This window comes from Dyella sp. Tek66A03, from assembly GCF_052567735.1.
Genome location: NZ_CP199584.1, coordinates 2,815,373 through 2,838,663, shown reverse-complemented (window position 1 = coordinate 2,838,663; position 23,291 = coordinate 2,815,373). Strand labels below are relative to the sequence as shown.

Genomic DNA, 23,291 nt, shown 5'->3' with positions numbered 1-23,291 from the left:
CCTTGAGCATGCGGGTCATCTTGACGCCCAGGTAGGCAGGAAGCGCAGCCTCGCACCATGATCAGATACGACCAGGCCCTGGAACGACTGCTTGCCCACGCCCGTCGGCTGCCGGGCGAGTCCCGTTCGCCGGTCGACGCGATGGGCCGTGCGTTGGCCCGGGACGTCATCAGTCCCATGGATCTGCCATCGTTTGATCATGCGGCGATGGACGGCTATGCCTTGTGTGCACGCGAGCCGCTCGCCGCCGGCTCGGAGCATGCTGTCGCGGGTTCGCAGGCTGCCGGCGACGCGGCTCGGGAGTCGCTGGGAAGCGCTTGCGAAATCATGACCGGCGCACGCTTGCCCGTTGGACTGGACGCGGTGATTGCCGTCGAACGTACGCAATTGCTGGCTCACGCCGGCGATGGCACGCCGGCGCGCATTCGCCTGCTCGATACGCTCGCCGCTGGCTATAACGTGCGCTATGCCGGCAGCGATGTCGCCAAGGGGGCGGTGGTCGCGGTCGCCGGTACGCGTATCGAGCCTGCTCTTGTCATGTTGTTGGCAGCGCTCGGCGTGACGTCGGTCGAGGTGGTACGCCAACCGCGCGTGGCGATCATCGGCACCGGCAAGGAACTGCTCGCAGACCCGACCCAGCCACTCGCCGACGAGCAGATCCACCATTCCAATGGCCCTTATCTGAGGGCGGCCTTCGGCGCTGCCGGCGCCAAGGTGCTGTCCTGCGAGACGCTGGACGACACGGCCAGCCACTATCGCGAGGCAGTACGGCGCGCGCGCGATGCCGGCGCCGACCTGATCGTCAGTACCGGCGCGGTGTCGATGGGGCGCTATGACTTCGTGCCTGAGGCGCTGCAAGCGCTTGGCGCCGAGCTTTTGTTCCACAAGGTGGCGATGCGTCCGGGCAAGCCAGTGCTGGCGGCTACGCTGGGCGACGACACCCTGGTGCTTGCGTTGCCCGGCACGCCGATGGCGGTTGCGGTCGGCTTCCGCTTCTTCGCCGAGCCCGTGCTGCGGGCATGGGCGGGGCAGGGTCGCGAACCCATGCTGCATGCCGTGCTCGATACGCCGCAGCAACCGAAGCCGGGTCTGCGCCACTTCCTGCGCGCCAAGCTCACCCAGGATGCTGAGGGGCGTCTTCACGCCGACGTGCTCAGCCGTCAGCAACCATTTCGCATCCAGCCGTTCGCCGAAGCGAACGCCTGGGTCGCGTTGGCCGAGGACGTCGGCGACTGCGCACCCGGCATGCTGGTCGAGATCGCCAGCCTTCATGCCGGGCAGGCCTTGAGCGTCGGCAGCACGACGGCTACGAACAAATAGGGAGCGCCAGCATGAAAATGCAGATCGAAGGCCAGAGCCTGCGCGTGCGCATCGGCGAGGATGAGCTGGCAAGGTTGCTTGCGGGCGAGGCCATAGCGTCGAGCACCCGCTTTGCCGAGGCGTTTGTCATGACCTGCACGCTTCGGCTCGGGGCCGGCGATGAGGCCCGTTTCTCGGGTCCGCCCGATGCCTGGTTGATCGAGGTTCCGGGGGGCAAGGTTCGCGACCATGCGCAGCGGCTGCCCACCCGGGAAGGCCTGAAGTTCTTCCTGGCCGGTAAGCAAGAAGCCGATGCGCTGGAGCTGCTGTTTGACGTCGATGTTCGCGACAGCGTGCGCCAGCGCCGCTCATCGTAGGCAATCCGCACACACCATCGTTGGGATACTCTCGCAGAGCATCCCTGGATGCAAAAGGGAGAAAGCGCGGATGACACGTCTTTTTTTGCTTCGACTGCTGGCGTTGATCATGGCACTGACGCCGTGGACGCAGGCCCTGGCGGACGATGACCACATCACGATAGCCGCTGCGGCCGACCTGCGTAGCGTGATGTACAAGGTCGTGGCGTCCTACCAGCAGGACCACCCCGACACCAGGATCGACGTGGTGTATGGCTCGTCCGGCAACCTGCTGACCCTGATCGAAGAGGGGGCGCCGTTCGAGTTGTTCTTTTCGGCCGACAGCAGTTACCCGCAGCAACTGGTGGCCCACGGCAAGGCCGGCGGGCAGCCCGTTCCCTATGCCACCGGACATATCGTGCTGTGGAGCGCAAGCATCGATATGAGCGACGTGCAGGTGGCGGACCTGGTGCAGCCACGCTTTGAGCATGTCGCCATCGCCAATCCGCAACACGCGCCCTACGGCAAGCGGGCCGAACAGGCCTTGCGCGCGGCAGGCATTTGGGATGCGCTGCAGCCGCGCATGGTGTTCGGAAATGACATTGCGCAGACCGCGCAATTTGCGCAGAGCGGAAGTGCCCAGGTCGGCATCATCGCTGAGTCGCTGGCCATGGCGTCGCCCGACCAAGGTAGTTATGTCGTGGTGCCACCTGAGCTGTACGAACCCCTGCTGCAGAGCTTCGTACTGACCCAGCGTGGCCAGGACAACGCGCTTGCACAGGACTTTACGACGTACGTCCAGGGTCCGCAGGCGCGCGCCATTTTCGAAAAGAATGGTTTCAGCCTTCCCGACGCCGCGGGGCAGTGAGCGCCATGCCCCTGCTGTCCGGCGAGGATCTGCAGGCGCTTTGGCTTACCTTGCGGCTGGCCACGACGGTGACGGTGCTGTTGTTGCTGCTGGGCGCGCCGTTGGCGTGGTGGCTGTCGCAAACGCGTTCGCGCTGGCGGCGGCCGATTGCCGCCGTCGTGGCCCTGCCGCTGGTCTTGCCGCCGACGGTGCTCGGTTTCTACTTGTTGATGTTGCTCGGCCCTCACGGTGTGGTGGGCCGCGCGATGGCGGCGATGGGCCTGTCGGGGCTGCCATTTACATTCCAGGGCCTGGTCGTGGCCTCGATGCTGTACTCGTTGCCGTTCGTGGTGCAGCCGCTGCACAACGCTTTCGATGCGATTGGCCGGCAGCCGCTGGAAGTGGCGGCATGCCTGGGGGCCGGTCCGCTGGATCGCTTCCTGTCGGTGGCGCTGCCGTTGGCCGTGCCCGGTGTGGTCACCGCGGCCGTGCTGGGTTTTGCACACACCGTGGGTGAATTCGGCGTGGTCTTGATGATCGGCGGCAATATTCCGGGGCAGACCCGCGTGGTCTCGATGCGCATCTACGATCACGTCCAGGCCGGCGAGTATCACCAGGCGCATATGTTGTCGCTTTGCCTGTTGCTGGTGTCCTTTGTGGCCTTGCTCGCCACCTCCCTGCTGCGCTCGCGCAGGTACGCCCGTGACTGAGCTGCAGCAGGGTTTGCACGCCAAACTGGCATGGCGCCGTGGCGCACTCGCGCTCGACATCGACTTCAGCCTGCCGCCGCGCGGTATCACGGCGCTGTTCGGTCCGTCCGGCGCTGGCAAGACCAGCTGCCTGCGCGCTATCGCCGGACTCGAGCGTGGCGGCCTGGGCCGCATAAGCTTCGGCAACCAGGTCTGGCAGGACAATGCGCATCGCGTATTCGTGCCTCCGCACCGGCGCCGCTTGGGTTATGTCTTCCAGGAGCCGAGCCTGTTCGGCCACCGGTCGGTTAGCGCCAATCTCGACTTCGGTTTTCGACGTGCCGGACGACCGGCACGCGTCGATCGCCAGGGCTTGATCGACCGCTTCGGTCTGCATGCCTTGCTCGGCCGGCGCGCCGACACGCTCTCCGGGGGTGAGCGCCAGCGGGTGGCGATGGTGCGCGCCCTGATGTCCGATCCGTCGTTGCTGCTGTTCGATGAGCCGTTGTCGGCGCTCGATGCCCCCGCTCGATCCGAATTGCTGGGTTGCCTGGAAAGCCTGCACGCTACGCTTGCTGTCCCGATGATCTACGTAAGCCACAACATCGACGAAGTGGCGCACCTGGCGGATCACCTCGTCTTGCTGGATGCCGGACACGTGGTGGCGCAAGGGCCGTTGCAGGCCACGCTGACCCGGCTGGACCTGCCGCCGGCCCTGGGCGAGGCGATTGGCGCCGTGATCGAGGGCAGGGTGAGCGGCTACGACGCGCAGGATCAGCTCATCGAGCTGGAATTTTCAGGCGGCAAGCTGTGGCTGCCGTATCGTCGCGAAGTGGTGGGTCAGGCCCTGCGCTGCCGCATTGGTGCGCGCGACATCGTGCTGACCCGCATGCCCATGGCGGGCAGCAGTGCACTGAACCAGATCCCTTGCCGCATCCTCGCCATGGCCGATGCGGACCATCCCTCGCAATGCCTGGTGCAGCTCGATGCGGGTGGCAGCATCCTGCTTGCGCGGATTACCCGGCGTTCCTGGCACGCGCTGGGGCTGGCGCCGGGCGGCGAGGTCTGGGCGCAGGTCAAGGCCGTCGCCCTGGGCGCGTGACCAGCCGCTAGCGGTGTTGTGATCCCGCCGGGCGCTCACCATAATCCTTGGCAGCGCTGCCCCCTGGGTGCCACCGGCCACAACCGCGCATCGTCATGTCCATGACCGAGTTGATCAGCATCGCCGAGGCCGAAGCCCTGGTGGCGGAACATATGCCGTCGTTCGGCAGCGAGCGGGTCACGCTGGACCGGGCTGCCGGACGCATCCTGCGCCAGCGGGTACACGCCGAACACGATCACCCGCCGTTCGACCGCGTGATGATGGATGGCATCGCGGTGAGCTGGCGCGCCTCGCTACCGCGCGCGTTTACCATCGGGGGCGCCCAGATGGCCGGCATGGCGCTGCAGACACTCGCCGACGATAGCGGCTGCATCGAGGTCACCACCGGTGCCATGCTGCCTGCGGGTTGCGATTGCGTGGTTCCGGTCGAGCAGGTTCGCCGTGAAGCGGGGACTTACCACCTCATCGACGGTTACCAACCCAGCCGCGGGCAGTTCATCCATCCGCGCGGTTCGGACTGCGTGGCCGGAACGCTGCTGCTGGAGGCCGGCATGCGCATCGGCGCGCCGGAAGCGGCGCTCCTGGCCGCCAACGGCGTGGCCAGTGTCGAGGTCGGCAAGACGCCATCGATTGCCATCGTTTCGACCGGCGATGAACTGGTAGACGTCGAATCATCACTGGGCGAAGGACAGATTCGCCGCTCCAACGACATCGCGATCGCCACCGCGTTGCGACTGCATGGTTTCGATCGCGTCGCGCTGGAACACATCGCCGACGATATCGCCGCCACGCAGGACACGCTGGGCCGCCTGCTTGGCGCCTACGACGTACTGATCCTGTCAGGCGGGGTATCGATGGGACAGCGCGACTACGTGCCGGCGGCGCTCGACGCGCTCGGCGTGCGGCGCGTATTTCATCGCATCGCCCAGCGGCCCGGCAAACCGATGTGGTTCGGCATCGGCCCCGGCCAGCAGGCCGTGTTCGCGCTGCCGGGTAATCCGGTATCTGCCCTGGTCTGCGCGATCCGTTACGTAAGACCGGCCCTGCTGGTTGCGCTGGGCATGACGCCGGCACCGAAGGAATATGTGCGTCTCGAGGCTGACGTGGACGGCAACGCAATGCTGACCTGTTTCGTGCCCGCCTACGTGCAAACCGACGCGCAAGGGTGGAGCATGGCCAGGCCGGTGCCAGCGCGTACGTCGGGCGACTTCTCCGCACTGCCGCACACGCACGGTGTCGTGCAATTGCCGCCCGGCAACGCGTGCACGCCGGCGGGCACGGCGGTCGAGTTCTATCGGTGGTGACATGAACCTGTTCCAGGCTAACGCAGAGGTTGCGACGACATTGCCGCGGGATCAGCGCGGCCGGCCGCTGCACGACCTGCGCATTTCGGTGATGGACCGCTGCAACTTCCGCTGTCCTTACTGCATGCCCGAAGCCACCTACGGCGAGCACTTCAACTTCCTGCGCAACGACGAGCGGCTGAGCTTCGACGAGATCGAACGGCTATGCCGGCTGGCCGCCACGCTGGGCGTGAGCAAGTTGCGCCTCACTGGCGGCGAGCCCCTGCTGCGACCGCATCTGGCCGAGCTGGTCGGGCGCTTGCGTAGCATCGCCGGCATCACCGACCTGGCCTTGACTACCAATGGCGTGCTGCTGGCCCGGCATGCCAAGGAGCTGCGCGAGGCCGGACTCGATCGCGTCACCGTAAGCCTGGATACGCTCGATCCCGCCCTGTTCCATCGCATGAGCGGCGGGCGCGGAGCGCTGGATGAAGTGATGGCGGGTATCGAGGCGGCGCGGGCGGCGGCATTTCCGCATGGCGTGAAGCTCAACACCGTGGTGCAACGTGGCGTCAACGAACATACCGTGCCCGAGCTGGTGGAGCGCTTTCGCGGCAGCGGCATCGTCGTGCGTTTCATCGAGTACATGGATGTGGGCAATCGCAACGACTGGAGCATCGACGACGTGGTGCCGTCGCAGGAGCTGGTCGCGCGCATCGATGCGCGTTGGCCGCTGCGCGCCGTGCCGCCGAAATACCCGGGCGAGGTGGCGACGCGTTACCGCTTCCTCGATGGCGCGGGCGAGATCGGCATGATTTCCTCGATCAGCCGGCCGTTCTGCGGTGCTTGCAGCCGCGCCCGGCTGTCATCCGAAGGCATGTTGTATACCTGTCTGTTCGCCACCGCAGGCACGGATTTTCGGGCCGCCCTGCGCGACGACACCAGCGACGAGGCATTGACGCAGCGCCTGCGCGAGGTCTGGCTGGGACGCAACGACCGCTACAGCGAGGAGCGCGCCGAGCGCCATGGCAAGACCCGGCACAAGATCGAAATGCACTACATCGGCGGCTAGACGATTTCTTAATCTCACTGCTGCCAGCGGGGCCGATAATGGTCCACGAAACCTGTCTCGCTTCCGGAGCCTGATGTGACTGTTCCCCCCGCCATGCTTTCCCACATCGATGAGGCGCAGCAACCGCGCATGGTCGATGTCGGCGCCAAGCCGGTAACGCATCGCACGGCCCAGGCGCGGGCGCGCGTCACCTTTCCCGCCGAAGTCGCGCAGGCGCTGCACGCTGCCGGTTACGTCACACCCAAGGGCGCGGTGCTCACGGTGGCGCAGATCGCCGGTGTGATGGGGGCCAAGGCGACGCCGCAGCTGATTCCGCTATGCCATCCGCTCAGCCTGGATCGCTGCGACATCGCCATCCATATGGAGCACAACGACGCGCTGATCGACTGCACGGTGTCGTGCCGCGGTAGTACCGGCGTGGAGATGGAAGCACTGACTGGCGCCAGCATCGCGGCGCTGACCATCTACGACATGTGCAAGGCGCTGTCGCATGAGATGGTGATTGGCGACATCCGCCTGGTGAAGAAAACGGGCGGAAAACATGATCTCGGTATTGACCCGAAGGGGGCAGCATGAGCGAGCCGATCAAGGCGCCACCGCTCTATGGGCTGTTGTTGACGGGCGGTGCCAGCCGTCGCATGCAGCAGGACAAGGCGACGCTGGCCTATCGCGGCGAGCCGCAACTGTTGCGCGCGTGGCGTCTGCTGCAAGAGGTAACAGAACGCACCTTCGTTTCGGCGCGCGACACCCAGCGTGACGATCCGCTGCGCGCCGGTCTGCCGCTGATTCTCGACCGTTATGAAGCGATTGGCCCGGCCGCGGGCATTCTTTCAGCGCAGGACGAATATCCCGATGCGGCGTGGCTGGTCTTGGCCTGCGACCTGCCGTTGCTTGACGCTGCGACCTTGCAGCAACTGGTGACGCGTCGCGATCCCGCTGCGGCTGCCACCGCATTTACCAGCAACCATGACGGACTGCCCGAGCCGCTCTGCGCGATATGGGAGCCGGCCAGCCATGGCTTGCTCAAACAGCGCTATGCGGACGGCAGCTTTTGCCCGCGCAAGGCACTCATGCAATCCAATACGCGTTTGCTGCCGGCGCCAGGCGAGGCGCTCGACAACGTCAATACACCGGAAGAGCGCGAGGCCATGCAGCATCGACTGGAGACGCTGGCATGATCCGGGTGAATCTGCAGTACTACGCGCAGCTGCGGGAACAGGCGGGCATGAGTGGCGAGCAGGTGAACACCGTCGCCACATCGCTGCGCGAGCTGTATGAGGAACTGCGCGCTCGCTTTGGTTTTTCGTTGGCGGCCGATGCACTCAAGGTGGCGGTCAATGCGCAGTTCAGTGCCTGGGATCGCCCACTGCACGATGGCGATACCATCGTATTCATTCCACCCGTGGCAGGCGGATAATGCGCTTTAGACTTTCCAGCGAGCCCGTCGATACGGCAACACTGCAAGAGGCGTTGAAGCATCCCGGTAGCGGTGGCTTCTGTGCGTTCGAGGGCTGGGTGCGCAACAGCAATGACGGGCGTGAGGTGGATGGCCTGGAGTACGAGGCCTATGCCGAGCTGGCCGAGGCGGAAGGCGAGCGCATCCTGGCCGAAGCCATCGCCCGTTACGGGGTGACCGACGCGCGTTGCATGCACCGCAGCGGACATCTGCGCGTCGGCGGCCTGGCGGTCTGGGTGGGCGTCTGCGCCCCGCATCGCGACGAGGCGTTCCGCGCCTGCCGCTACATCATCGACGAGATCAAGCATCGGCTGCCGATCTGGAAGAAAGAACACTATCTCACTGGCGAGTCCGACTGGGTGGCCTGCACCCACGTGTTTCGCGAGCACGAGCACGAGTCGCATCATCACACGCAGCATGACCACGCCGACGCCTTTGTGCCGGACTATTCGCGCCAGACACGTCTGCGCGAGGTCGGCGATGCAGGGCAGGCGAAGCTGGTGGCGTCGCGCGTGCTGGTGATCGGTGCCGGTGGCCTGGGCTGTCCGGTACTCAGCTACCTGGCGGGCGCGGGCGTGGGGACACTCGGCATCGTCGACGGCGACCGCCTGGATGCGAGCAACCTGCATCGGCAGACCATGTACGACGCGCGCGACATCGGCCAGCGCAAGGTGGATCTGGCCGCACGTCGTATTGCTGCGCTCAATCCTGCCGTGACAGTACGCACCTGGACGGAGCCGCTGCGCGCCAGCGACGCCGTCGACGTATTCCGGCAATTCGATCTGGTGGTGGAGTGCACCGACGATATGCGCAGCCGCTATCTGAGCAGCGATGCTGCCGTGCTGAGTGGCACGCCGCTGATCATGGCCAGCGTGTACCAGTACGAGGGGCAGCTGCAAGTAATCCCGGCTCGGCCGGGCACGCCTTGTCTGCGTTGCCTGTGGCCGCAGGCGCCCGCGCCGGAGGCGGTGGGCAGTTGCGTGCAGGCTGGTGTGCTGGGACCCGTGCCCGGGGTGCTTGGCACGATGCAGGCGGCCGAGGCTTTGAAACTGCTGTTTGATCTACCACGCCCGCAGGACAACGCCTTGCTGCTGGTCAACCTGCTCGACCTCAGCATGCAGCGGCTGCCTATCGATGCGGCGCAGGGGTGTGCCCTGCACGGTGGCTGTGTTGAGGTGGCGCAACGGGCGCTGGCGCTGGAGCTGGAGCGGGGTGATATCGATCTCGCATTCGATAGCTTGGAGGACGCGATTGCCTCCGGCTTCACCGTGGTCGATCTGCGTGAACCCGACGAGATAGCGGTGGAACCGTTGGCTGATGTGCCGTCGCTGCGAATTCCGTCTGCACAGGTTGTTGCTCGCGCGAACGAGTTGACCTCATGTCGCCCGCTGCTTGTATGCGCGCGTGGGCAACGCAGCGGCTACGCGGCGCGTCTCCTGCGTGCCAACGGATTTCACGAGGCCTATTCGCTAGCAGGTGGCTTGCGCGGATTGCGCAACCACTCCAGGTCAGGTATTGCTCCCGCGCTTCTGAGCTGACCCCTCCAGCACGTTCGAACGCCGAGTCCCGCGCTTCTGCTCCCTCTCCCCAAAGGGGAGAAGGAGCCGCGGGTACGGAGGGTGGCGAACGTACGGAAGATGCTTGCCAAGCGCTAAAGCGCTTGCCGTCCCTCGATCGGGTATTGAGGGTCGGTATAGCCCGCGGTGGAGGCATGGCCGGGCGGTACCAGGCTATCGATGAATGCCTCGTCCTCGGGCCCGAGCTGGACCTTCAAGGCCTCGATATAGCTGTCCCAGTGCGCCTCGGTGCGAGGACCGGCAATGGTCGAGCTGACCAGACGATTCTTCAACACCCAGGCCAAGGCGAACGCGACCGGCGTGGTGCCGCGCTCGGCCGCATGGGCGGCGATCTTCTGTGCGATGGCGAGCGACTCGGGACGCCACTCGGTCTGCTGGATGCGTTTGTCGCCGCGGCCGGCGCGGCTGTCGGGCGGCGGCGGTGCGTCGACCTGGTACTTGCCGCTGAGCACGCCACGAGCGAGCGGGCTGTAGGGGACTACGCCAAGACCGTAATGCGCGGCTGCCGGCAACTGTTCGACTTCGGCCGTGCGGTCGACGATGTTGTAGAGCGGTTCGCTGGCGACCGGGCGATCGATGCCGAGCTGGTCGGCGATGCGGGCCACCTCGGCGATACGCCAGCCGCGAAAATTGGAGACGCCGAAATAGCGCAGCTTGCCCTGGCGGATCAGGTCGCCGACGGCGCGCACGCCTTCCTCCAGCGGCACGTCGGGCAGGGCCCGATGAAAATAGAGGATGTCGATATAGTCGGTGCCCAGGCGCTTGAGACTCCCGTCGACCGTCTGGTAGATCCATTTGCGAGATTGACCCTGCTCGTTGGGTCCCCGCGTGGTGTGATAACCGAACTTCGTCGCCACCACCCAGGCATCGCGATGTTCCGCAATGGCGCGGCCAACGATTTCTTCCGACTTGCCTGCACGGTAGACGTCGGCGGTGTCGATGAAATTCACGCCCTGCGCGAACGCTTTATCGATGATGCGTTTGGCGGTGGCCTCGTCGGTCTCACCGCCGAACATCATGGCGCCCAGGCACAGCGGCGACACCTTGAGGGCACTGCGGCCGAGATAGCGGTAATCCATATTCATTCCTTCAGGTTCGTGCGTGGCTGTGCATGCCAAGGCTTGGTCACAGTCCCGCTTCTTCGATCGCGCGCTGCGCGATGGGCAGTGCCGAACTGGCCGTTGGCCAGCCCGCATAGAACGCGAGATGCGTGATCGCTTCGATCAGTTCGTCCTTGGTCAAGCCATTCTCGAGCGCCTTCTTCATATGAAAAGGTATCTCGTTCACGCGATACAGCGAGATCAGGCTGGCGACGGTGATCAGGCTGCGATCGCGGGGTGACAGGCCGGGCCGCTCCCACACGTCGCCAAACAGCACGTTGTCGGTGTAGTCAGCGAGGGCAGGGGCGATGTGGCCGAATGCTTTGCGGCCGTTGCTAGGTTTCTCGGGCATGGGGACCTCTCCGGGTATGGCGGCAGGTTACGCGGCAGCCACCTTTCGATAAAGATCCATAAAACGAATGCTGTTATGAGCTGCATTGATAAATGAGCGAGCGAGAGCATTGCCTTTCCATGGGCTGGATAGCGAGTGCGTCGCTGCTCTGAACGCCCACTCACGGGGCGCCGCCTGCCGTGCGCGCCATGCGATCGCGCTGGCGATCCAGGAATTGCGAGGTGAAGTCGGCCACTTCCTGGCTCTTCGTGTCCATCGCAAAATGACCCGCGTCGAGGATATGCACTTCGGCGTCAGGCACATCCTTCTTGTACGCCCATGCGCCGGCGACGGTGAAGGAGGGGTCGTATTTGCCCCACAAGACGAGCAGGGGTGGATGGTGTTCCTTCAGATACGACTGCCACGCAGGGTAGGACGCTACATTGGTGCGGTAGTCGTAGAAGAGGTCTTCCTGGATGCGGCCTTCGCCCGGTTGGCTGAGGAAGGCGAACTCGTCGGTCCAGGCGTCCGGATCGTACAGTTCCGGATGGGGATCCGTGCCAACATGACGCTGTTTTGCCGCTTCCAGAGAAGTCAGGTTGGCGCGCAGCTTGTCGGCATAGGCTTCCCTGTTGGCCCAGTACTGGCGCCGTGTCGTCCACAGGGGGCCCAGGCCCTCTTCGTGTGACACCGTGTTCTGTACCACGATAGCGGCGACCCGATCGGGGTGCATGGCAGCCAGGCGAAACCCGACAGGGCCACCGTAGTCCTGCACGAATAACGCGTAGTGCTGGATACCGAGCTGCTGGGTCAATGCATCGACGACGGACGCCAGGTGGTCAAACGTATAGGCAAATGTGTCAGGCGGCGGCGCGTCCGAATGGCCAAAACCCGGATAGTCGGGCGCGATCACGTGATATCGCTGCGCCAGCACGGGTATCAGTTTGTCGTACATGCGTGACGAGGAAGGAAACCCATGCAGCAGGAGAACGGTGGGTGCGTGACTGTCGCCCGCCTCGCGATAGAAGATATGCAACCCCTGCACTTGCGCCGTTCGATACTTGGTCATGACGTCACCCGCTTGTAGGTGGTCGTTGTCGCGACTGGGCGCGGTAGCGGCGAGGGCGCTTGCGCTGGCGAAGGCGCAAGCCATTAGGAAGGCGATTCGTCTCATGAGAGTGGTCCCCGGTCATGGGTTCTTACGAGAGGGATTGGGGCGAAACTTCTTTCCTGCGCAGATGGACCTGGGTATCAGGCCGTGCGGCTTTCTGACGCAGAGTCGCTGAGGACAGCCATACCCTTGATCACAGCAGGCCGTGCCGCAAGGCTCACCATCCAGCGGTTTACCGAGGGTCGCGTGACAAGCGCGTCACCAAGCAGCTGTGGATTATTGGCCATCACGGCCGCCACCCAAGGGTAGGTGGCGATATCCGCGATGCTGTAATCGTCGCTTCCCACGTACTGCGAAGCGGCGAGACGCTGCTCAAGCACGTCGAGCAAGCGATTGGATTCAGTGAGGTAACGATCGATAGCCAGCGGAAGCTTCTCTTTCGCACGGTTCGCGAAAAAGCCCAGCTGGCCAAACATGGGGCCGATCCCTCCGACCTGCCAATAGAGCCACTGCAAGGTCTCGTAGCGTGCTGGGCCGCTGGTGGGAAGTAGCTTTCCGGTGCGGTCAGCCAGGTACTCGAGGATGACGCCGCTCTCGAAGATCCTCACGCCATGCGTATCATCGACCAGGGCAGGGATCTTGCTATTGGGTGAGATCGCAACGAAGTCCGGCAGGAATTGCTGGTCCTGGTTGATATCCACGGCATGCACGGCGTAATCGAGGTGAAGCTCCTCCAACGCGATCGCCGGCTTGCGCCCGTTGGGCGTCTTCCAGGTATAGAGATGAATCATGAAGCCTCCGGCGATGACAAGTCAGTGATGGCAGCTGACTATCCTATGTGCGTTCAGGCCAGCGCATAAATGGGGTTTATGGCACTTCTGTTGATACGCAATGTAACAAGCCGGTTGGCGCGATGACTCAGGTCATCTTGTGGATCAGGAAGTCGATGAAACTGCGCACGCGAAACGGCACGTGTCGGCTTGATGGATAGAGCAGGTTGAACGGCCGCGAGCGCCCAGAGGCTTCCTGCAAGACTTCGATGAGTCGCCCTTCGCGCAGATCGTCTTCCACGATGAAGCGGTAGGTTTGAAACAGCCCGGCACCATGGCGGGCAAGCGTCACCCCGCCCAGCACATCTTCGGAAATGGAGTAGCCACCATCGGTGCCAAGTTCGATGTCGTTGCCCTTGTCCCTGAACAACCAGGCGATCCGGCGGCCGCTACTGGGCAGGTCGAACTGGATGCAGTCGTGTTGGCGTAAATCATCCAGGCTCATCGGTGTGCCGCGGCCAGAAAGATATCCGGGGGAACCGACCACGACGAGTGCCGCATCTTCCAGATGGCGCACGATAAGGCCAGAATCTCCGGGTGAGCGGACGCGGATGGCCAGATCAAACCCTTCTTCGGAAAAATCCACGTTCCGGTTGCCGACATGGATCTCGACACGTACGTCGGGATGACGCTCGCGAAATTCCGGAAGCAAGGGGAGCAGTCGGTAGTGCGCGTACGTGGTCGGCGCGCTGATGCGCAGCGTCCCGACCGGATGCAGTTGCTCACCGGCGGCCACTCTTTCTGCTTCCAACAGCTGATCGAGCGCCTGACGACACTGTTCGTAGTACACGCGACCCGCATCGGTCAGGCGCATGTGTCGGGTCGTCCGTACGAAGAGGCGTACGCCCATGCGCTCTTCGAGCCTGGCGACCGATCGACTGACCGCCGCCGGCGTCACGCCTGCCGTGGTCGCGGCCGCCGTGAAGCCGCCAAGCTCGGCGGCCAGACAAAATAGCTCGATGCTGCCGAGTGCCATATCGTCGAAGCGCCGGGGCATGATCTGTTACACCGTGCATCAAATGAATTGCATTGAACCATATTTATCCACGATCAGCGCACAAATAGAGTGCTGGCCTAGTCAATGGGTGGGCTCCAATCCTGGCGCCGGCATGACAGACGACTTCTATCCACACGTCCTGGATTAATTACATGAAACTGATCTTTGTCGGCGACCCGATGTGTTCCTGGTGTTACGGCTTCAGCAAGCCATTGGCCGAGGTGCAGGGTGCGTTTCCTGAAACATCCCTGGAAATTGTTGTCGGCGGTGTCGGCGCAGGTGCGACAGAACCACTGACCCTGGCCCAGCGCGAATTTCGATTGGGTCACTGGTCGCGGGTTGAGGCGGCGAGCGGATTGCCGTTTGACCGCGAGACTTTCAAAGCACGCACGGGCTTCGTCTACGACACTGAGCCGGCTTGCCGGGCTGTCGTGGCAGCCCGCTTGATGGTTCCATCGATCGACCAGTTGAGTGTGTTCCGAGCGATCCAGCACGGCTTCTATGCCAACGGGCTCGATGTCACTGACGGCGAGGTGCTGGCAGGACTGGTGGCGGAGGCGATGACCGGCATGGGATGTGCGACCACGGCCGAGGCGTTTCTTGCCGCGTGGCGGGCGCGGGAAACCGTCACGGCCACGCATGAGGACTTCCAGCAAGCGCGTGCATGGGGCATTTCCAGCTTCCCCACACTTCTTCTGCAAGATGAGAGCAGACTGTACAACCTGGTCACGGGTTTCGTCGGCGCCAGGGAGCTTCGCGCGCTGATTGAAGCCAGTATCAACACGTCGGTGCGCGGCACCACCAACAAGAGAGTCCAGCACGCATGAGCAGCCATGATGCAGTCCTCGGGGTCATGCATACCTACTTCGACAGTATCTATACGGGAAACGCCGATGGCCTGCGCAGCGTGTTCCATCCGGCAGCGAACGTGACGGACAACGTGCAAGGTCAGCTGCGCGTGCGCTCGGCCGAGGAATACATTCTTGCTGTTGCCTCTCGGCAGAGCCCGCATGCGCTAGGCGAGCGACAGGCCATGAGCGCCATCACGATCGAAGTGCTCGATGGCGTGGCTAGCGTAACCGCACGCCTTGAGATGCTTGGACAGCGGTATTTCAACGTGCTGACGCTGCTGAAGCAGGACGGCCGATGGATCATCGTCCACAAGCTATTTGGCAATATCGAGTCCTGAGGGCGCCGCCTTCAAGGCTGGCCCAGCGGCACCCCAGGCGGTGGGGCGCGTATTGACGGTTCCTTGCGTCCCATGGTGCCACGCTCGCCCGATCCCTCCTTGGAGTGAGTGTGATGGGGCAGCGATTCGATGCAGTTGTCGTAGGGGCGGGGCAGGCGGGCCCGTCGTTGGCGGAACGCCTGGGCAAGTCGGGCCGCAAGGTGGCCGTGGTCGAGCGTAAGCTGGTGGGTGGCACCTGCGTCAATACAGGTTGCATTCCCACGAAGTCGATGGTGGCAAGCGCCTATGTGGCGCACATGGGGCGTCGCGCGACGGACTATGGCGTCGACCACGGCAGTGGCGTGAGCGTGGACATGCAGCGAGTCTGGCAGCGTACGCGTGGCATCTCCGACCGTTCGCGCGGCAATGTAGAGAGCTGGCTGGCCGGCATGCCCAATGTCAGCTTGTTGCGTGGGCACGCAACCTTCGAATCGGCGCATGGCCTGCGCGTCGGTGACGAGTTGATCGAAGCCAATGAGATTTTCCTCAATGTCGGAGGTCGCGCGGTCATGCCGGATTTTCCCGGCGTCAATACCGTGCCTTACCTGACCAACGTAGGGGTGCTTGATCTGCGTGAGCTTCCACGGCACCTGGTGATCGTGGGAGGCAGCTATATAGGGCTGGAGTTCGGGCAGATGTTTCGCCGTTTCGGTGCCGAGGTGAGCATTGTCGAGCGCAGCGAGCGCCTGCTGCCGCGCGAGGATCCTGAGGTATCGGCTGCCATCGTGGATATCCTGCAGGGCGAGGGCATTACCCTGCACCTGGCCGCGGAGTGCATTGAACTGCATGGCGAGGCCGGCGACGTGAGCGTGGTGGCCCGATGTGCGGATCCGCGCATGGAAGTGCGTGGCACGCACATCCTGCTCGCCGTCGGTCGGCAACCCAATACCGATACGCTGGGCCTGGACAAGGCCGGCGTGGCCACGGACGCGCATGGCTACATCGTGGTGGACGACCAGTGCCGCACCAATGTCGAAGGCATATGGGCCATGGGTGATTGCAACGGCAAGGGCGCGTTCACGCATACCTCGTACAACGATTACGAGATCGTCGCCGCCAATGTGCTGGACAGCGAGCCGCGCCGCATTTCCGACCGCATCCCGGCCTATGCCTTATTTATTGATCCTCCCTTGGGGCGCATCGGTCTGACCGAGCAGGAAGCCTTGCGCAGCGGCCATGACGTGCGTGTCGGCGTGCGCCCGATGGCGCGCGTAGGACGCGCCGTCGAACGCGGCGAAACCCTCGGCTTCATGAAGGTGATCGTGGATGGAAGCACTGAGCAATTGCTTGGCGCCGCCATCCTTGGCGTGAATGGCGACGAGGCGATTCATTGCCTGCTGGACATCATGTACGCCAAGGCGCCGTATCGCAGCGTGACGCACGCCGTACATATCCATCCAACGGTCGCGGAGTTGCTGCCGACTACGCTACAGAGCCTGACCAAGGCGGGCTGAAGGGGTTCCGTTGATCTGTCGCTGGCGACGTCGCTACTAACCCGTGACGTCGACGACGACTTTTCCCTGCGCCTGGCCTGACTCCAGCAGTTCGTGGGCGTCGCCGACGGAGGTCAGATCGAAGCGGCGCGGGTCGATCCGCGGGACCAGCTTGCCCATTTCGGCAAGCCGCGTGGCCTCGCGCAGGATCTCGCCGTGATGCGCCCTGCCTTCGCCCGTCAACAACGGCAGCAAGGTGAACACGCCTGAATAGGTGGCAGCGCGGAACGACAGCGGTGCGAGCGCATGCGTGCCCCAGCCCAGTGCGCTGACCACGTGGCCAAAGCGCTTTACGGCCTTGAAGGAGGCATCCAGGCTCGCGCCGCCTGCGGTGTCATAGACGATGTCGAAGCCACGGCCCAACGTATGGATCGCGACGTAGTCGTCGACCGCGTACTGCGCATGATCAATCGGCGTTGCTGCCAGGCGGGCAATGACCTCGGTACGGGCAGCGGAAACCGTGGCGAACACGGTGGCATCGAGCGCGCGCGCAAGCTGGATCACCACGCTGCCCACACCGCCGGCGCCGCCTTGCACCAGCACCGTCTGTCCCGCATGCACGTTCGCACGGTCGACCAGACCTTCCCACGCCGTAATGAAGGCCAGCGGCATGGAGGCGGCTTCACGCATGCTGAAGTTGGCGGGCTTGAGCGCCAGCAGGTCGGCATCGACGGCGGCATACTCAGCCAGCGATCCCTGCACGCCGCCGACGCCGCCCGTCATGCCGTAGACCTCGTCGCCGGTACGAAACGTCGTCACACCCGGGCCTATGGAGACGATCACGCCCGCCAGATCGATCCCCAGGATCGCCGGCAGCGGATGTCTGGCGTGATCGGCCGCGCCGCTGCGAATCTTGAGATCCAGCGGATTGACGCCACTCGCCTTGACGCGCACAAGTACCTGTCCCGGGCCGGCCACCGGACGGGCGATCGTGGCATGGCGGAACGCCCCTCCGTGGGTTTCCAGCAGGGCGGCGCGCATTTGCCTGGGCGTGGTCATGGCCAATTTCTCGATGAAGGAACTGCCGCTACGCTATGCCCATTCCATTCGCATGGAAACCAACGAAGTCGCATTCTATTCATGCAGAAATGCATGACCTGACCTTCACGTCTGTCCAGGCCATCATGACTCTTGGCGACAGGAGGTGGTTATGGAATGGGACGACCTTCGTGTCTTTCTGGCGATTGCCCGCGAGGGAACGCTCGGTGCTGCGGCCCGCAAACTGGGGCAGACCCAGCCGACCATGGGTCGACGATTGCGCGCGCTGGAAGAGGCGGTGGGACAGAAACTGTTCCAGCGTACGAACGACGGCTTCGTGATGACTGATGAAGGTGCAGCGGTGCTCAATCATGCGGAACGCATGGAGGAGGAAGCCCTGGCATTCGAGCGACAGTTGGCCGGGCAGGAGCAGGTTCTCGATGGTTTGCTGAGAATCACCTCGTCGGATTGGTTCGGCGCCTACGTATTGACGCCCGTGCTGGCGGATTTTGCGCACGCACATCCACACGTGACGATCGAACTGCTGACCGATTCGCGGTTCTTGAACCTTTCCCGCCGTGAGGCCGACCTGGCTTTTCGCATCAAGCCTTTTGAAGAACCGGACATCGTGTCGCGCAAACTGCTGTCCATGCCGTATGGCCTCTATACACGCGTAGGCTCGGCGCATCCGCGGGCAGGGGACGGTACGGATGCCGCCCTGCTTACCATGGATACGGCGTTCGCCAGCATGCCGGACGTTGCCTGGCTGCGACGCATGCTGCCCCATGCGCACGTCGTTTTGAGGAGCAATGCCCGCGTGATCCAGGCCCAGATGTGTGCCCAGGGCGTCGGCGTGGCTGTGTTGCCTCGACCTCTGGGCGACAGCTTTGCTGGGCTCGAGCGTATTGAGCTTGGCGAAGACCCTCCGTCTCGCGATACCTGGGTCGGCTATCACCGTGATCTGCGACGTCTCGCTCGCTTGCGTGCATTGCTGGACATGGTGCTCGATCGACTGGCGAATTGAAGCGTTACGGACTCGGTGCCGGCATGGCGGGAACAGGCGGCAATAAGCGACCCTGCGTCAATCTCCAGAGGCTGCCCACGAGCAGTACGGCCATCGCCGCATTGGCGAGCACGAAGGCGGGCAGGGCGAGCATGGCAATGGCCCCGGTGACGCCACGCGACACCATTTGCAGGGCGCTGGTGGAGAGTGCGGTGATACCGAAGCTGAAGGCCCAGTAGGAGGCCGCGAAGGGCTGCCGCGTAATCCACGGCGCCAGGCGCAGCAGCATCAACAGCTGGAACGCACCGTAGCCCCACATCGCCTGCGCGAAAAGATCCGGTACACCTTGCGTGTTCGCAAGATAGGCCAACGAGCCCACCACGGGCGGGGCGAGCTGAATGCCTATGACAGGGCGCAGAGGCTCATTGAGCGGTGGGCCCATCCACAGGCGGAACAGGATCACCGACTCCATGACCACCCAGTTGAAGAAGCCGACGCCGAAGAACAGCACGCCCCAACTCGGCTCGCCCAGCACGCCGGCCGCGATCGCGCAAATGAAATTGCCGGCCACGGTGGGCAGAAACAGAATCGGCGTCACCGTCGCCAGATCGCGACCGCCACGCCACATGCCACCGGAGCGAAACAGGCCGAAGGCGAGCTGGCTCGCGCTGCCGAAAATCCACAGGCCGATCGCCAGTCCATGCTGGTAAGGCGCTATCGCCAGCGCCATCAGCGAAAACGTGGCAAGCGCCAGGCCAATAAAACAGCATTGCACGGCGTCGCGCGCTTCCGCCAAGGCCCGTTCGCGGGCCAAGGTCCACTTGACCACGTACAGCACGATCAGCACGCCCCAGACCAGGGCGCCAAACAACATGATGCCTTCCCCGATGGCAAGTGGAACGGACCATATCCGGCCTGCCATGCGCCAGCTGCCACCCAGCCCGATGATGCCGAGCACCATGCCGAAGAAGGAGGCTGGTATTGCCTTGAGACTGCTCATGGACGTGTCCCGATAAGAGAGAGTCAAGGGAACGCGCTTTGCGCGTCATCCGAACAGCCGCCTCATTCTATGGCAACACTTGCACCGGCCGTCGAACTGCCTCGGGGTGTGGGTCTGGCTACATGTGAATCGTGAAAACGTTTGAAATACAAATATTTATCAAGTATATGTAAGGTAAAATGTAACTTAGGATTCGAAGGCCGCAGGCCCCGCAGCATTGACGATACCTTGCGTACCACGGTGCCATGCTCTTGCTCTTTTCGGTCCTTCGGGTGAGCAAGCATCAGGTTGCCCCTAAGAGGACACGCCTTGCGGCGGATGTGGACTTGGGTCGAACAGGATGAAGCGCAGGCAATTTCTTCAGGCCATAGCCGGCGGCGTCGCCGTTGCATCCCTGCCGTGCATTGCGATCGGTGCTCAAAGCTATGGCGATACACGCGATGTCTATGCGGCATTGCGCGGTCGCCCCGATCTGAAACTTGCTGTCGGCGGCGGCGACATCTTCGTGGTATTCGCAGATGGCTCACCTGGCTTGAATCGCGAACGCGTTGCGTCCTGGATCCAGCGCAGTGCCGTCGCCGTCTCCACCTATTTCGGCCGCTTCCCGGTAGAGCGCGTTGGCCTGCTGGTCATCGCTGAGGACGGTGAACGAATCGGCCCGGCGACGACCTACGGCTTCGACAGCTCGGCCATGCGCGTGCATGCGGGCACCGCGGCCAGTGACGCCATGTTCCGGAACGACTGGGTACTGGTCCACGAGATGGTTCATCTCGCCTTGCCGAACGTGCCGAGGCGTAGTGAATGGCTGCTGGAGGGTAACGCCACCTATGTCGAGCCGATCGCGCGTGCGCAGGCAGGGCAACTGGCGCCACAGGTGGTCTGGCGATGGGCGGTTGAAGACATGTCCAAGGGGCAGCCCGGCCCCGACGACCAGGGTCTCGATCACACGCATACCTGGGGTCGAACGTATTGGGGCGGTGCCATGTTCTGGCTGCTCGCGGAAATCGCCATATACGAGCGGAGCGCGGGGCGCTACCGGCTCCGGGACGCGCTACGTGCGATCAATCGGGCGTCCGGTGGCAACACCACCTATTGGGAGGTCGAGCGAATGCTGGCGGCAGGCGACGCGGCCGTGCGGCTCGATGTTCTGGCAAGCTCGTACGCCGCAATGAAGGACCGTCCGGTTCGCGTCGATCTCGACCGCGCCTTGCAGCGGCTGGGTGTATCCGAAGTCGATGGCGAGATTCGCTTCGACGACGGCGCACCTCTGGCGGCGCTCCGACGCTCCATCACCGCTTCGCCGCATCGAGGTTGATCGCGTTGCAGCCAGGACGTCAGCGCGAAGAAGCTTCCGATGCACTGTGTATCCCGGGAGCCGGCGGCGCTGGGGCCGGCAGCACGAGCCCCTCGTCGAGCATTTTTTTCATGGTGAACTCGACGAACGCCGTCACGGCACGAGGCAACTGTCGCCGGCTCAGGTAGACGATATGGATACCCAAGCCATCCGTGCCGTGCCCGGGAAGGAGCTCGACGAGTTCGCCATCACGAACGTAGGGGGCCGTGATGAGTGACGGCAGCAGGCTGATGCCCAGCCCCGCCAGCGTGGCATCGAGCAGCACCTGGATGGTGTTTGCGTGAAAGCGGCCAGTCACTTCGACCTCCTGTACGCCTTCTGGTCCGGTCAGTTGCCACACCGCGGTACCTGAGGCACGCGGCAGGACGATGCAATCGTGACTTGCCAGCGCTGCCACCGAGGCCGGCAGTCCGCGTCCAGCCAGGTAGTCCGGACTCGCCACCAAGGTCGAATGGAAGGTTCCGATCTGGCGCGCGACCAGCGTTGGTTCCAGTTCCATGCCGGCGCGTATCGCGACATCGATGCCTTGAGCGATCAAGTCGGCCTTGTCGTCGCCGAGGACAAACTCCAGTCGAACCTTCGGATGGGCTGCGAGGAAGTCGCCCATCCAGGCCACCGGGAACCAGCGGAAGAAATCGGCGGGCGCCGCGACGCGCACCTTGCCGCTGGCCCGCTGGCCGGCCTCGCCGACTTCCTGGGCGGCGTCGGCCAAGGCCTGGATCTGGTCGGCGCTTCGCGCGTAGAAGTTTGATCCGGCATCGGTCAGCGTCAGTCGCCGCGTCGACCGCTGCAGGAGGCGCACGCCGAGCTGCTGCTCCAGCGCCTGGATGTGGCGACTGACCGTATTTGAGGGCATTCCAAGCTGGCGCGCTGCCGCAGCGAAGCTGCCGCCGCGCACGACGTGGACAAACAAGGCGACGTCGTTCAGGTCAAGCATGAGGAAGCTTCCATTGATCCGGTTTTTGGATTTATCAAATCCACGGGGGCCAACTACACGCTGCGGACGGGTGACCATAGCTTGCTACAACAGGGGCTCGACGTGCCTCAATCTTGTTGTGGAGAACACCATGAATTCGTCCGCCACGCTGCCGTGTGCGATACCTCAGGAAGCGGCCACCGTACGACGTATCGTCGGGCGCACGCGCGGCCGCCAGCACGGGCCGGTGGTCCGGTTGATGAGTCCGTCTGATCTGGGCGAGCTGCTGAAGCCCTTTGTGTTTCTGGACCGCGTCGACACGCAGGGTGTCGCCAAGCCCAAGGGTGGTGACTATGGCCTGCATCCGCATTCGGGGATTGCGACCCTTACTTGGCTCTTCGATGGCACGGTGAACTACGAGGACACCATGGGCCGCCGCGGGCAGATCTCGAATCGGCACATGGAATGGATGCGCGCCGGTGGCGGCGCCTGGCATGGAGGCAATTTCGGCGACGACGATGAGCGCGTGCGGGGCTTTCAGCTCTGGGTGGCGTTGCCGCCCGAACTCGAGCTAGGCCCTTCGGAAAGCGTCTACCTGGAGCCGCAACACCTGCAGAGCGATGGGCCTGTCACGGTACTTCTTGGCCGCTATGGAGCCGCTGTTGGCAGCATTGAGTCGCCCTCGCCGATGAACTATCTGTCGGTGAAATTGCAGGCGGGCGAGTCCTGGCGGTATCAGCCGCCCAAGGACCACACCGTGGCATGGGCTGCCGTTAGCGAAGGACAGCTTGTCGCAACCGATAGGCTGGACACGGGAGACATGGTCGCGTTCGAGGAGTCGGAGGACGCCATCCTTTTCCAGGCGGGGACGGACACCGAGTTTGTGCTGGGTTCTGCCATCAAGCATCCGCATGACCTGGTGCTCGGCTATTACTCGGTGCATACCAACGACGTAGCACTCCACGAGGGCGAAGCGCGCATTCAGAAAATCGGTGAGCAGCTATTCGCCAAGGGGCGGCTACGCTGAGCCGCTACACGACCCGACGCCTTGCGTCGGGTCGGCCAGTTGCTGGAAGCCCGCACCGGCGGGCTGGCGGTCGTTGGATTTGCGATGGGCGCGCGGCTACGGTTCGTACAACCCCTTTAATATAAAATTACAGTCATCATATTATGGTCGTGGCGAGCCCCTCGGCCGGGTTCAGCGCGGTGTTCAACCGGTTGATCGAGTCGTTGGGAAGTCGCGTCCACAGTCATGACGCTCCACGCAAC

25 protein-coding genes are annotated in these 23,291 nt (G+C 63.8%); 17 read left to right on the top strand and 8 right to left on the bottom strand.

What is annotated here, in order from left to right; translation table 11 throughout:
* The first annotated feature begins 57 nt into the window (after positions 1-57).
* The 11 genes from ACT01B_RS12465 to ACT01B_RS12415 all read left to right on the top strand — a co-directional run bounded on the left by ACT01B_RS12465 (position 58) and on the right by ACT01B_RS12415 (position 9,642).
* Positions 58-1,320, top strand: a complete 1,263-nt coding sequence (locus ACT01B_RS12465) for a molybdopterin molybdotransferase MoeA (protein WP_445143577.1) — start codon at positions 58-60, stop codon at positions 1,318-1,320.
* An 11-nt stretch (positions 1,321-1,331) separates the two neighbouring features.
* On the top strand, positions 1,332-1,676 hold the full coding sequence (locus ACT01B_RS12460) for a hypothetical protein (RefSeq protein WP_445143576.1): 345 nt from the start codon (positions 1,332-1,334) through the stop codon (positions 1,674-1,676).
* 70 nt (positions 1,677-1,746) lie between these two features.
* On the top strand, positions 1,747-2,523 hold the full coding sequence (modA, locus tag ACT01B_RS12455; protein ID WP_445143575.1) for a molybdate ABC transporter substrate-binding protein: 777 nt from the start codon (positions 1,747-1,749) through the stop codon (positions 2,521-2,523).
* A 5-nt stretch (positions 2,524-2,528) separates the two neighbouring features.
* Positions 2,529-3,212: a molybdate ABC transporter permease subunit gene (gene modB / locus ACT01B_RS12450; RefSeq protein WP_445143574.1), complete on the top strand. Its 684-nt coding sequence runs from the start codon at positions 2,529-2,531 to the stop codon at positions 3,210-3,212.
* Complete coding sequence (gene modC, locus ACT01B_RS12445) at positions 3,205-4,293, top strand: molybdenum ABC transporter ATP-binding protein (RefSeq protein WP_445143573.1); 1,089 nt, start codon at positions 3,205-3,207, stop codon at positions 4,291-4,293. The genes modB and modC overlap by 8 nt, the downstream gene beginning before the upstream one ends.
* 101 nt (positions 4,294-4,394) lie before the next feature.
* Positions 4,395-5,597 (top strand): molybdopterin molybdotransferase MoeA, encoded by a 1,203-nt coding sequence (locus ACT01B_RS12440; protein ID WP_445143572.1) that lies wholly within the window; start codon positions 4,395-4,397, stop codon positions 5,595-5,597.
* A gap of 1 nt (position 5,598) precedes the next feature.
* Positions 5,599-6,648 carry a GTP 3',8-cyclase MoaA gene (gene moaA, locus ACT01B_RS12435; protein ID WP_445143571.1) on the top strand — a complete coding sequence of 350 codons (1,050 nt, stop codon included), beginning with the start codon at positions 5,599-5,601 and terminating at the stop codon, positions 6,646-6,648.
* 93 nt (positions 6,649-6,741) lie between these two features.
* Positions 6,742-7,224: a cyclic pyranopterin monophosphate synthase MoaC gene (gene moaC / locus ACT01B_RS12430; RefSeq protein ID WP_445147478.1), complete on the top strand. Its 483-nt coding sequence runs from the start codon at positions 6,742-6,744 to the stop codon at positions 7,222-7,224.
* Positions 7,221-7,826, top strand: coding sequence for an NTP transferase domain-containing protein (locus ACT01B_RS12425; protein WP_445143570.1), 606 nt, complete (start codon positions 7,221-7,223; stop codon positions 7,824-7,826). The genes moaC and ACT01B_RS12425 overlap by 4 nt, the downstream gene beginning before the upstream one ends.
* The gene (locus tag ACT01B_RS12420; protein ID WP_445143569.1) at positions 7,823-8,065 is read left to right on the top strand and encodes a MoaD/ThiS family protein; all 243 of its coding nucleotides are present in this window, start codon (positions 7,823-7,825) and stop codon (positions 8,063-8,065) included. The genes ACT01B_RS12425 and ACT01B_RS12420 overlap by 4 nt, the downstream gene beginning before the upstream one ends.
* Positions 8,065-9,642, top strand: coding sequence for a ThiF family adenylyltransferase (locus tag ACT01B_RS12415; protein WP_445143568.1), 1,578 nt, complete (start codon positions 8,065-8,067; stop codon positions 9,640-9,642). Before ACT01B_RS12420 ends, ACT01B_RS12415 begins: the two co-directional genes overlap by 1 nt.
* Positions 9,643-9,755: 113 nt before the next feature.
* Here the strand turns inward: ACT01B_RS12415 and ACT01B_RS12410 are convergent, their stop codons facing one another.
* The 5 genes from ACT01B_RS12410 to ACT01B_RS12390 all read right to left on the bottom strand — a co-directional run bounded on the left by ACT01B_RS12410 (position 9,756) and on the right by ACT01B_RS12390 (position 14,050).
* Complete coding sequence (locus ACT01B_RS12410) at positions 9,756-10,760, bottom strand: aldo/keto reductase (protein ID WP_445143567.1); 1,005 nt, start codon at positions 10,758-10,760, stop codon at positions 9,756-9,758.
* A 46-nt stretch (positions 10,761-10,806) separates the two neighbouring features.
* Positions 10,807-11,133: a carboxymuconolactone decarboxylase family protein gene (locus ACT01B_RS12405; RefSeq protein WP_445143566.1), complete on the bottom strand. Its 327-nt coding sequence runs from the start codon at positions 11,131-11,133 to the stop codon at positions 10,807-10,809.
* A gap of 160 nt (positions 11,134-11,293) precedes the next feature.
* Entirely contained in the window at positions 11,294-12,286 is a 993-nt protein-coding gene (locus tag ACT01B_RS12400; RefSeq protein ID WP_445143565.1) for an alpha/beta fold hydrolase, read from the bottom strand.
* Between the two features lie 77 nt (positions 12,287-12,363).
* Entirely contained in the window at positions 12,364-13,014 is a 651-nt protein-coding gene (locus ACT01B_RS12395; RefSeq protein WP_445143564.1) for a glutathione S-transferase N-terminal domain-containing protein, read from the bottom strand.
* Positions 13,015-13,141: 127 nt separating this feature from the next.
* Positions 13,142-14,050: a LysR substrate-binding domain-containing protein gene (locus tag ACT01B_RS12390; RefSeq protein WP_445143563.1), complete on the bottom strand. Its 909-nt coding sequence runs from the start codon at positions 14,048-14,050 to the stop codon at positions 13,142-13,144.
* A 152-nt stretch (positions 14,051-14,202) separates the two neighbouring features.
* On the opposite strand from ACT01B_RS12390, the gene ACT01B_RS12385 reads away from it, so the two are divergent.
* From ACT01B_RS12385 to ACT01B_RS12375, 3 genes are all read left to right on the top strand, one after another.
* Positions 14,203-14,877 (top strand): DsbA family protein, encoded by a 675-nt coding sequence (locus ACT01B_RS12385; RefSeq protein ID WP_445143562.1) that lies wholly within the window; start codon positions 14,203-14,205, stop codon positions 14,875-14,877.
* Positions 14,874-15,239, top strand: a complete 366-nt coding sequence (locus ACT01B_RS12380) for a nuclear transport factor 2 family protein (protein WP_445143561.1) — start codon at positions 14,874-14,876, stop codon at positions 15,237-15,239. The genes ACT01B_RS12385 and ACT01B_RS12380 overlap by 4 nt, the downstream gene beginning before the upstream one ends.
* Positions 15,240-15,352: 113 nt before the next feature.
* Positions 15,353-16,732: an FAD-containing oxidoreductase gene (locus tag ACT01B_RS12375; RefSeq protein WP_445143560.1), complete on the top strand. Its 1,380-nt coding sequence runs from the start codon at positions 15,353-15,355 to the stop codon at positions 16,730-16,732.
* A gap of 36 nt (positions 16,733-16,768) precedes the next feature.
* Here the strand turns inward: ACT01B_RS12375 and ACT01B_RS12370 are convergent, their stop codons facing one another.
* Positions 16,769-17,770, bottom strand: a complete 1,002-nt coding sequence (locus ACT01B_RS12370) for a zinc-dependent alcohol dehydrogenase family protein (RefSeq protein WP_445143559.1) — start codon at positions 17,768-17,770, stop codon at positions 16,769-16,771.
* A 151-nt stretch (positions 17,771-17,921) separates the two neighbouring features.
* On the opposite strand from ACT01B_RS12370, the gene ACT01B_RS12365 reads away from it, so the two are divergent.
* Positions 17,922-18,773, top strand: coding sequence for a LysR family transcriptional regulator (locus tag ACT01B_RS12365; protein ID WP_445143558.1), 852 nt, complete (start codon positions 17,922-17,924; stop codon positions 18,771-18,773).
* A gap of 4 nt (positions 18,774-18,777) precedes the next feature.
* Here ACT01B_RS12365 and tehA read toward each other — a convergent pair whose 3' ends face one another.
* A complete protein-coding gene (gene tehA / locus ACT01B_RS12360) occupies positions 18,778-19,752 on the bottom strand; it encodes a dicarboxylate transporter/tellurite-resistance protein TehA (protein WP_445143557.1) in 975 nt (324 codons plus the stop codon).
* 340 nt (positions 19,753-20,092) lie between these two features.
* Between tehA and ACT01B_RS12355 the strand changes: the two genes are divergently transcribed.
* Positions 20,093-21,067, top strand: a complete 975-nt coding sequence (locus tag ACT01B_RS12355; RefSeq protein WP_445143556.1) for a hypothetical protein — start codon at positions 20,093-20,095, stop codon at positions 21,065-21,067.
* A gap of 19 nt (positions 21,068-21,086) precedes the next feature.
* Here ACT01B_RS12355 and ACT01B_RS12350 read toward each other — a convergent pair whose 3' ends face one another.
* Positions 21,087-22,043, bottom strand: coding sequence for a LysR family transcriptional regulator (locus ACT01B_RS12350; RefSeq protein WP_445143555.1), 957 nt, complete (start codon positions 22,041-22,043; stop codon positions 21,087-21,089).
* Positions 22,044-22,173: 130 nt separating this feature from the next.
* Between ACT01B_RS12350 and ACT01B_RS12345 the strand changes: the two genes are divergently transcribed.
* Positions 22,174-23,049: a pirin family protein gene (locus tag ACT01B_RS12345; RefSeq protein WP_445143554.1), complete on the top strand. Its 876-nt coding sequence runs from the start codon at positions 22,174-22,176 to the stop codon at positions 23,047-23,049.
* Positions 23,050-23,291 lie beyond the last annotated feature (242 nt).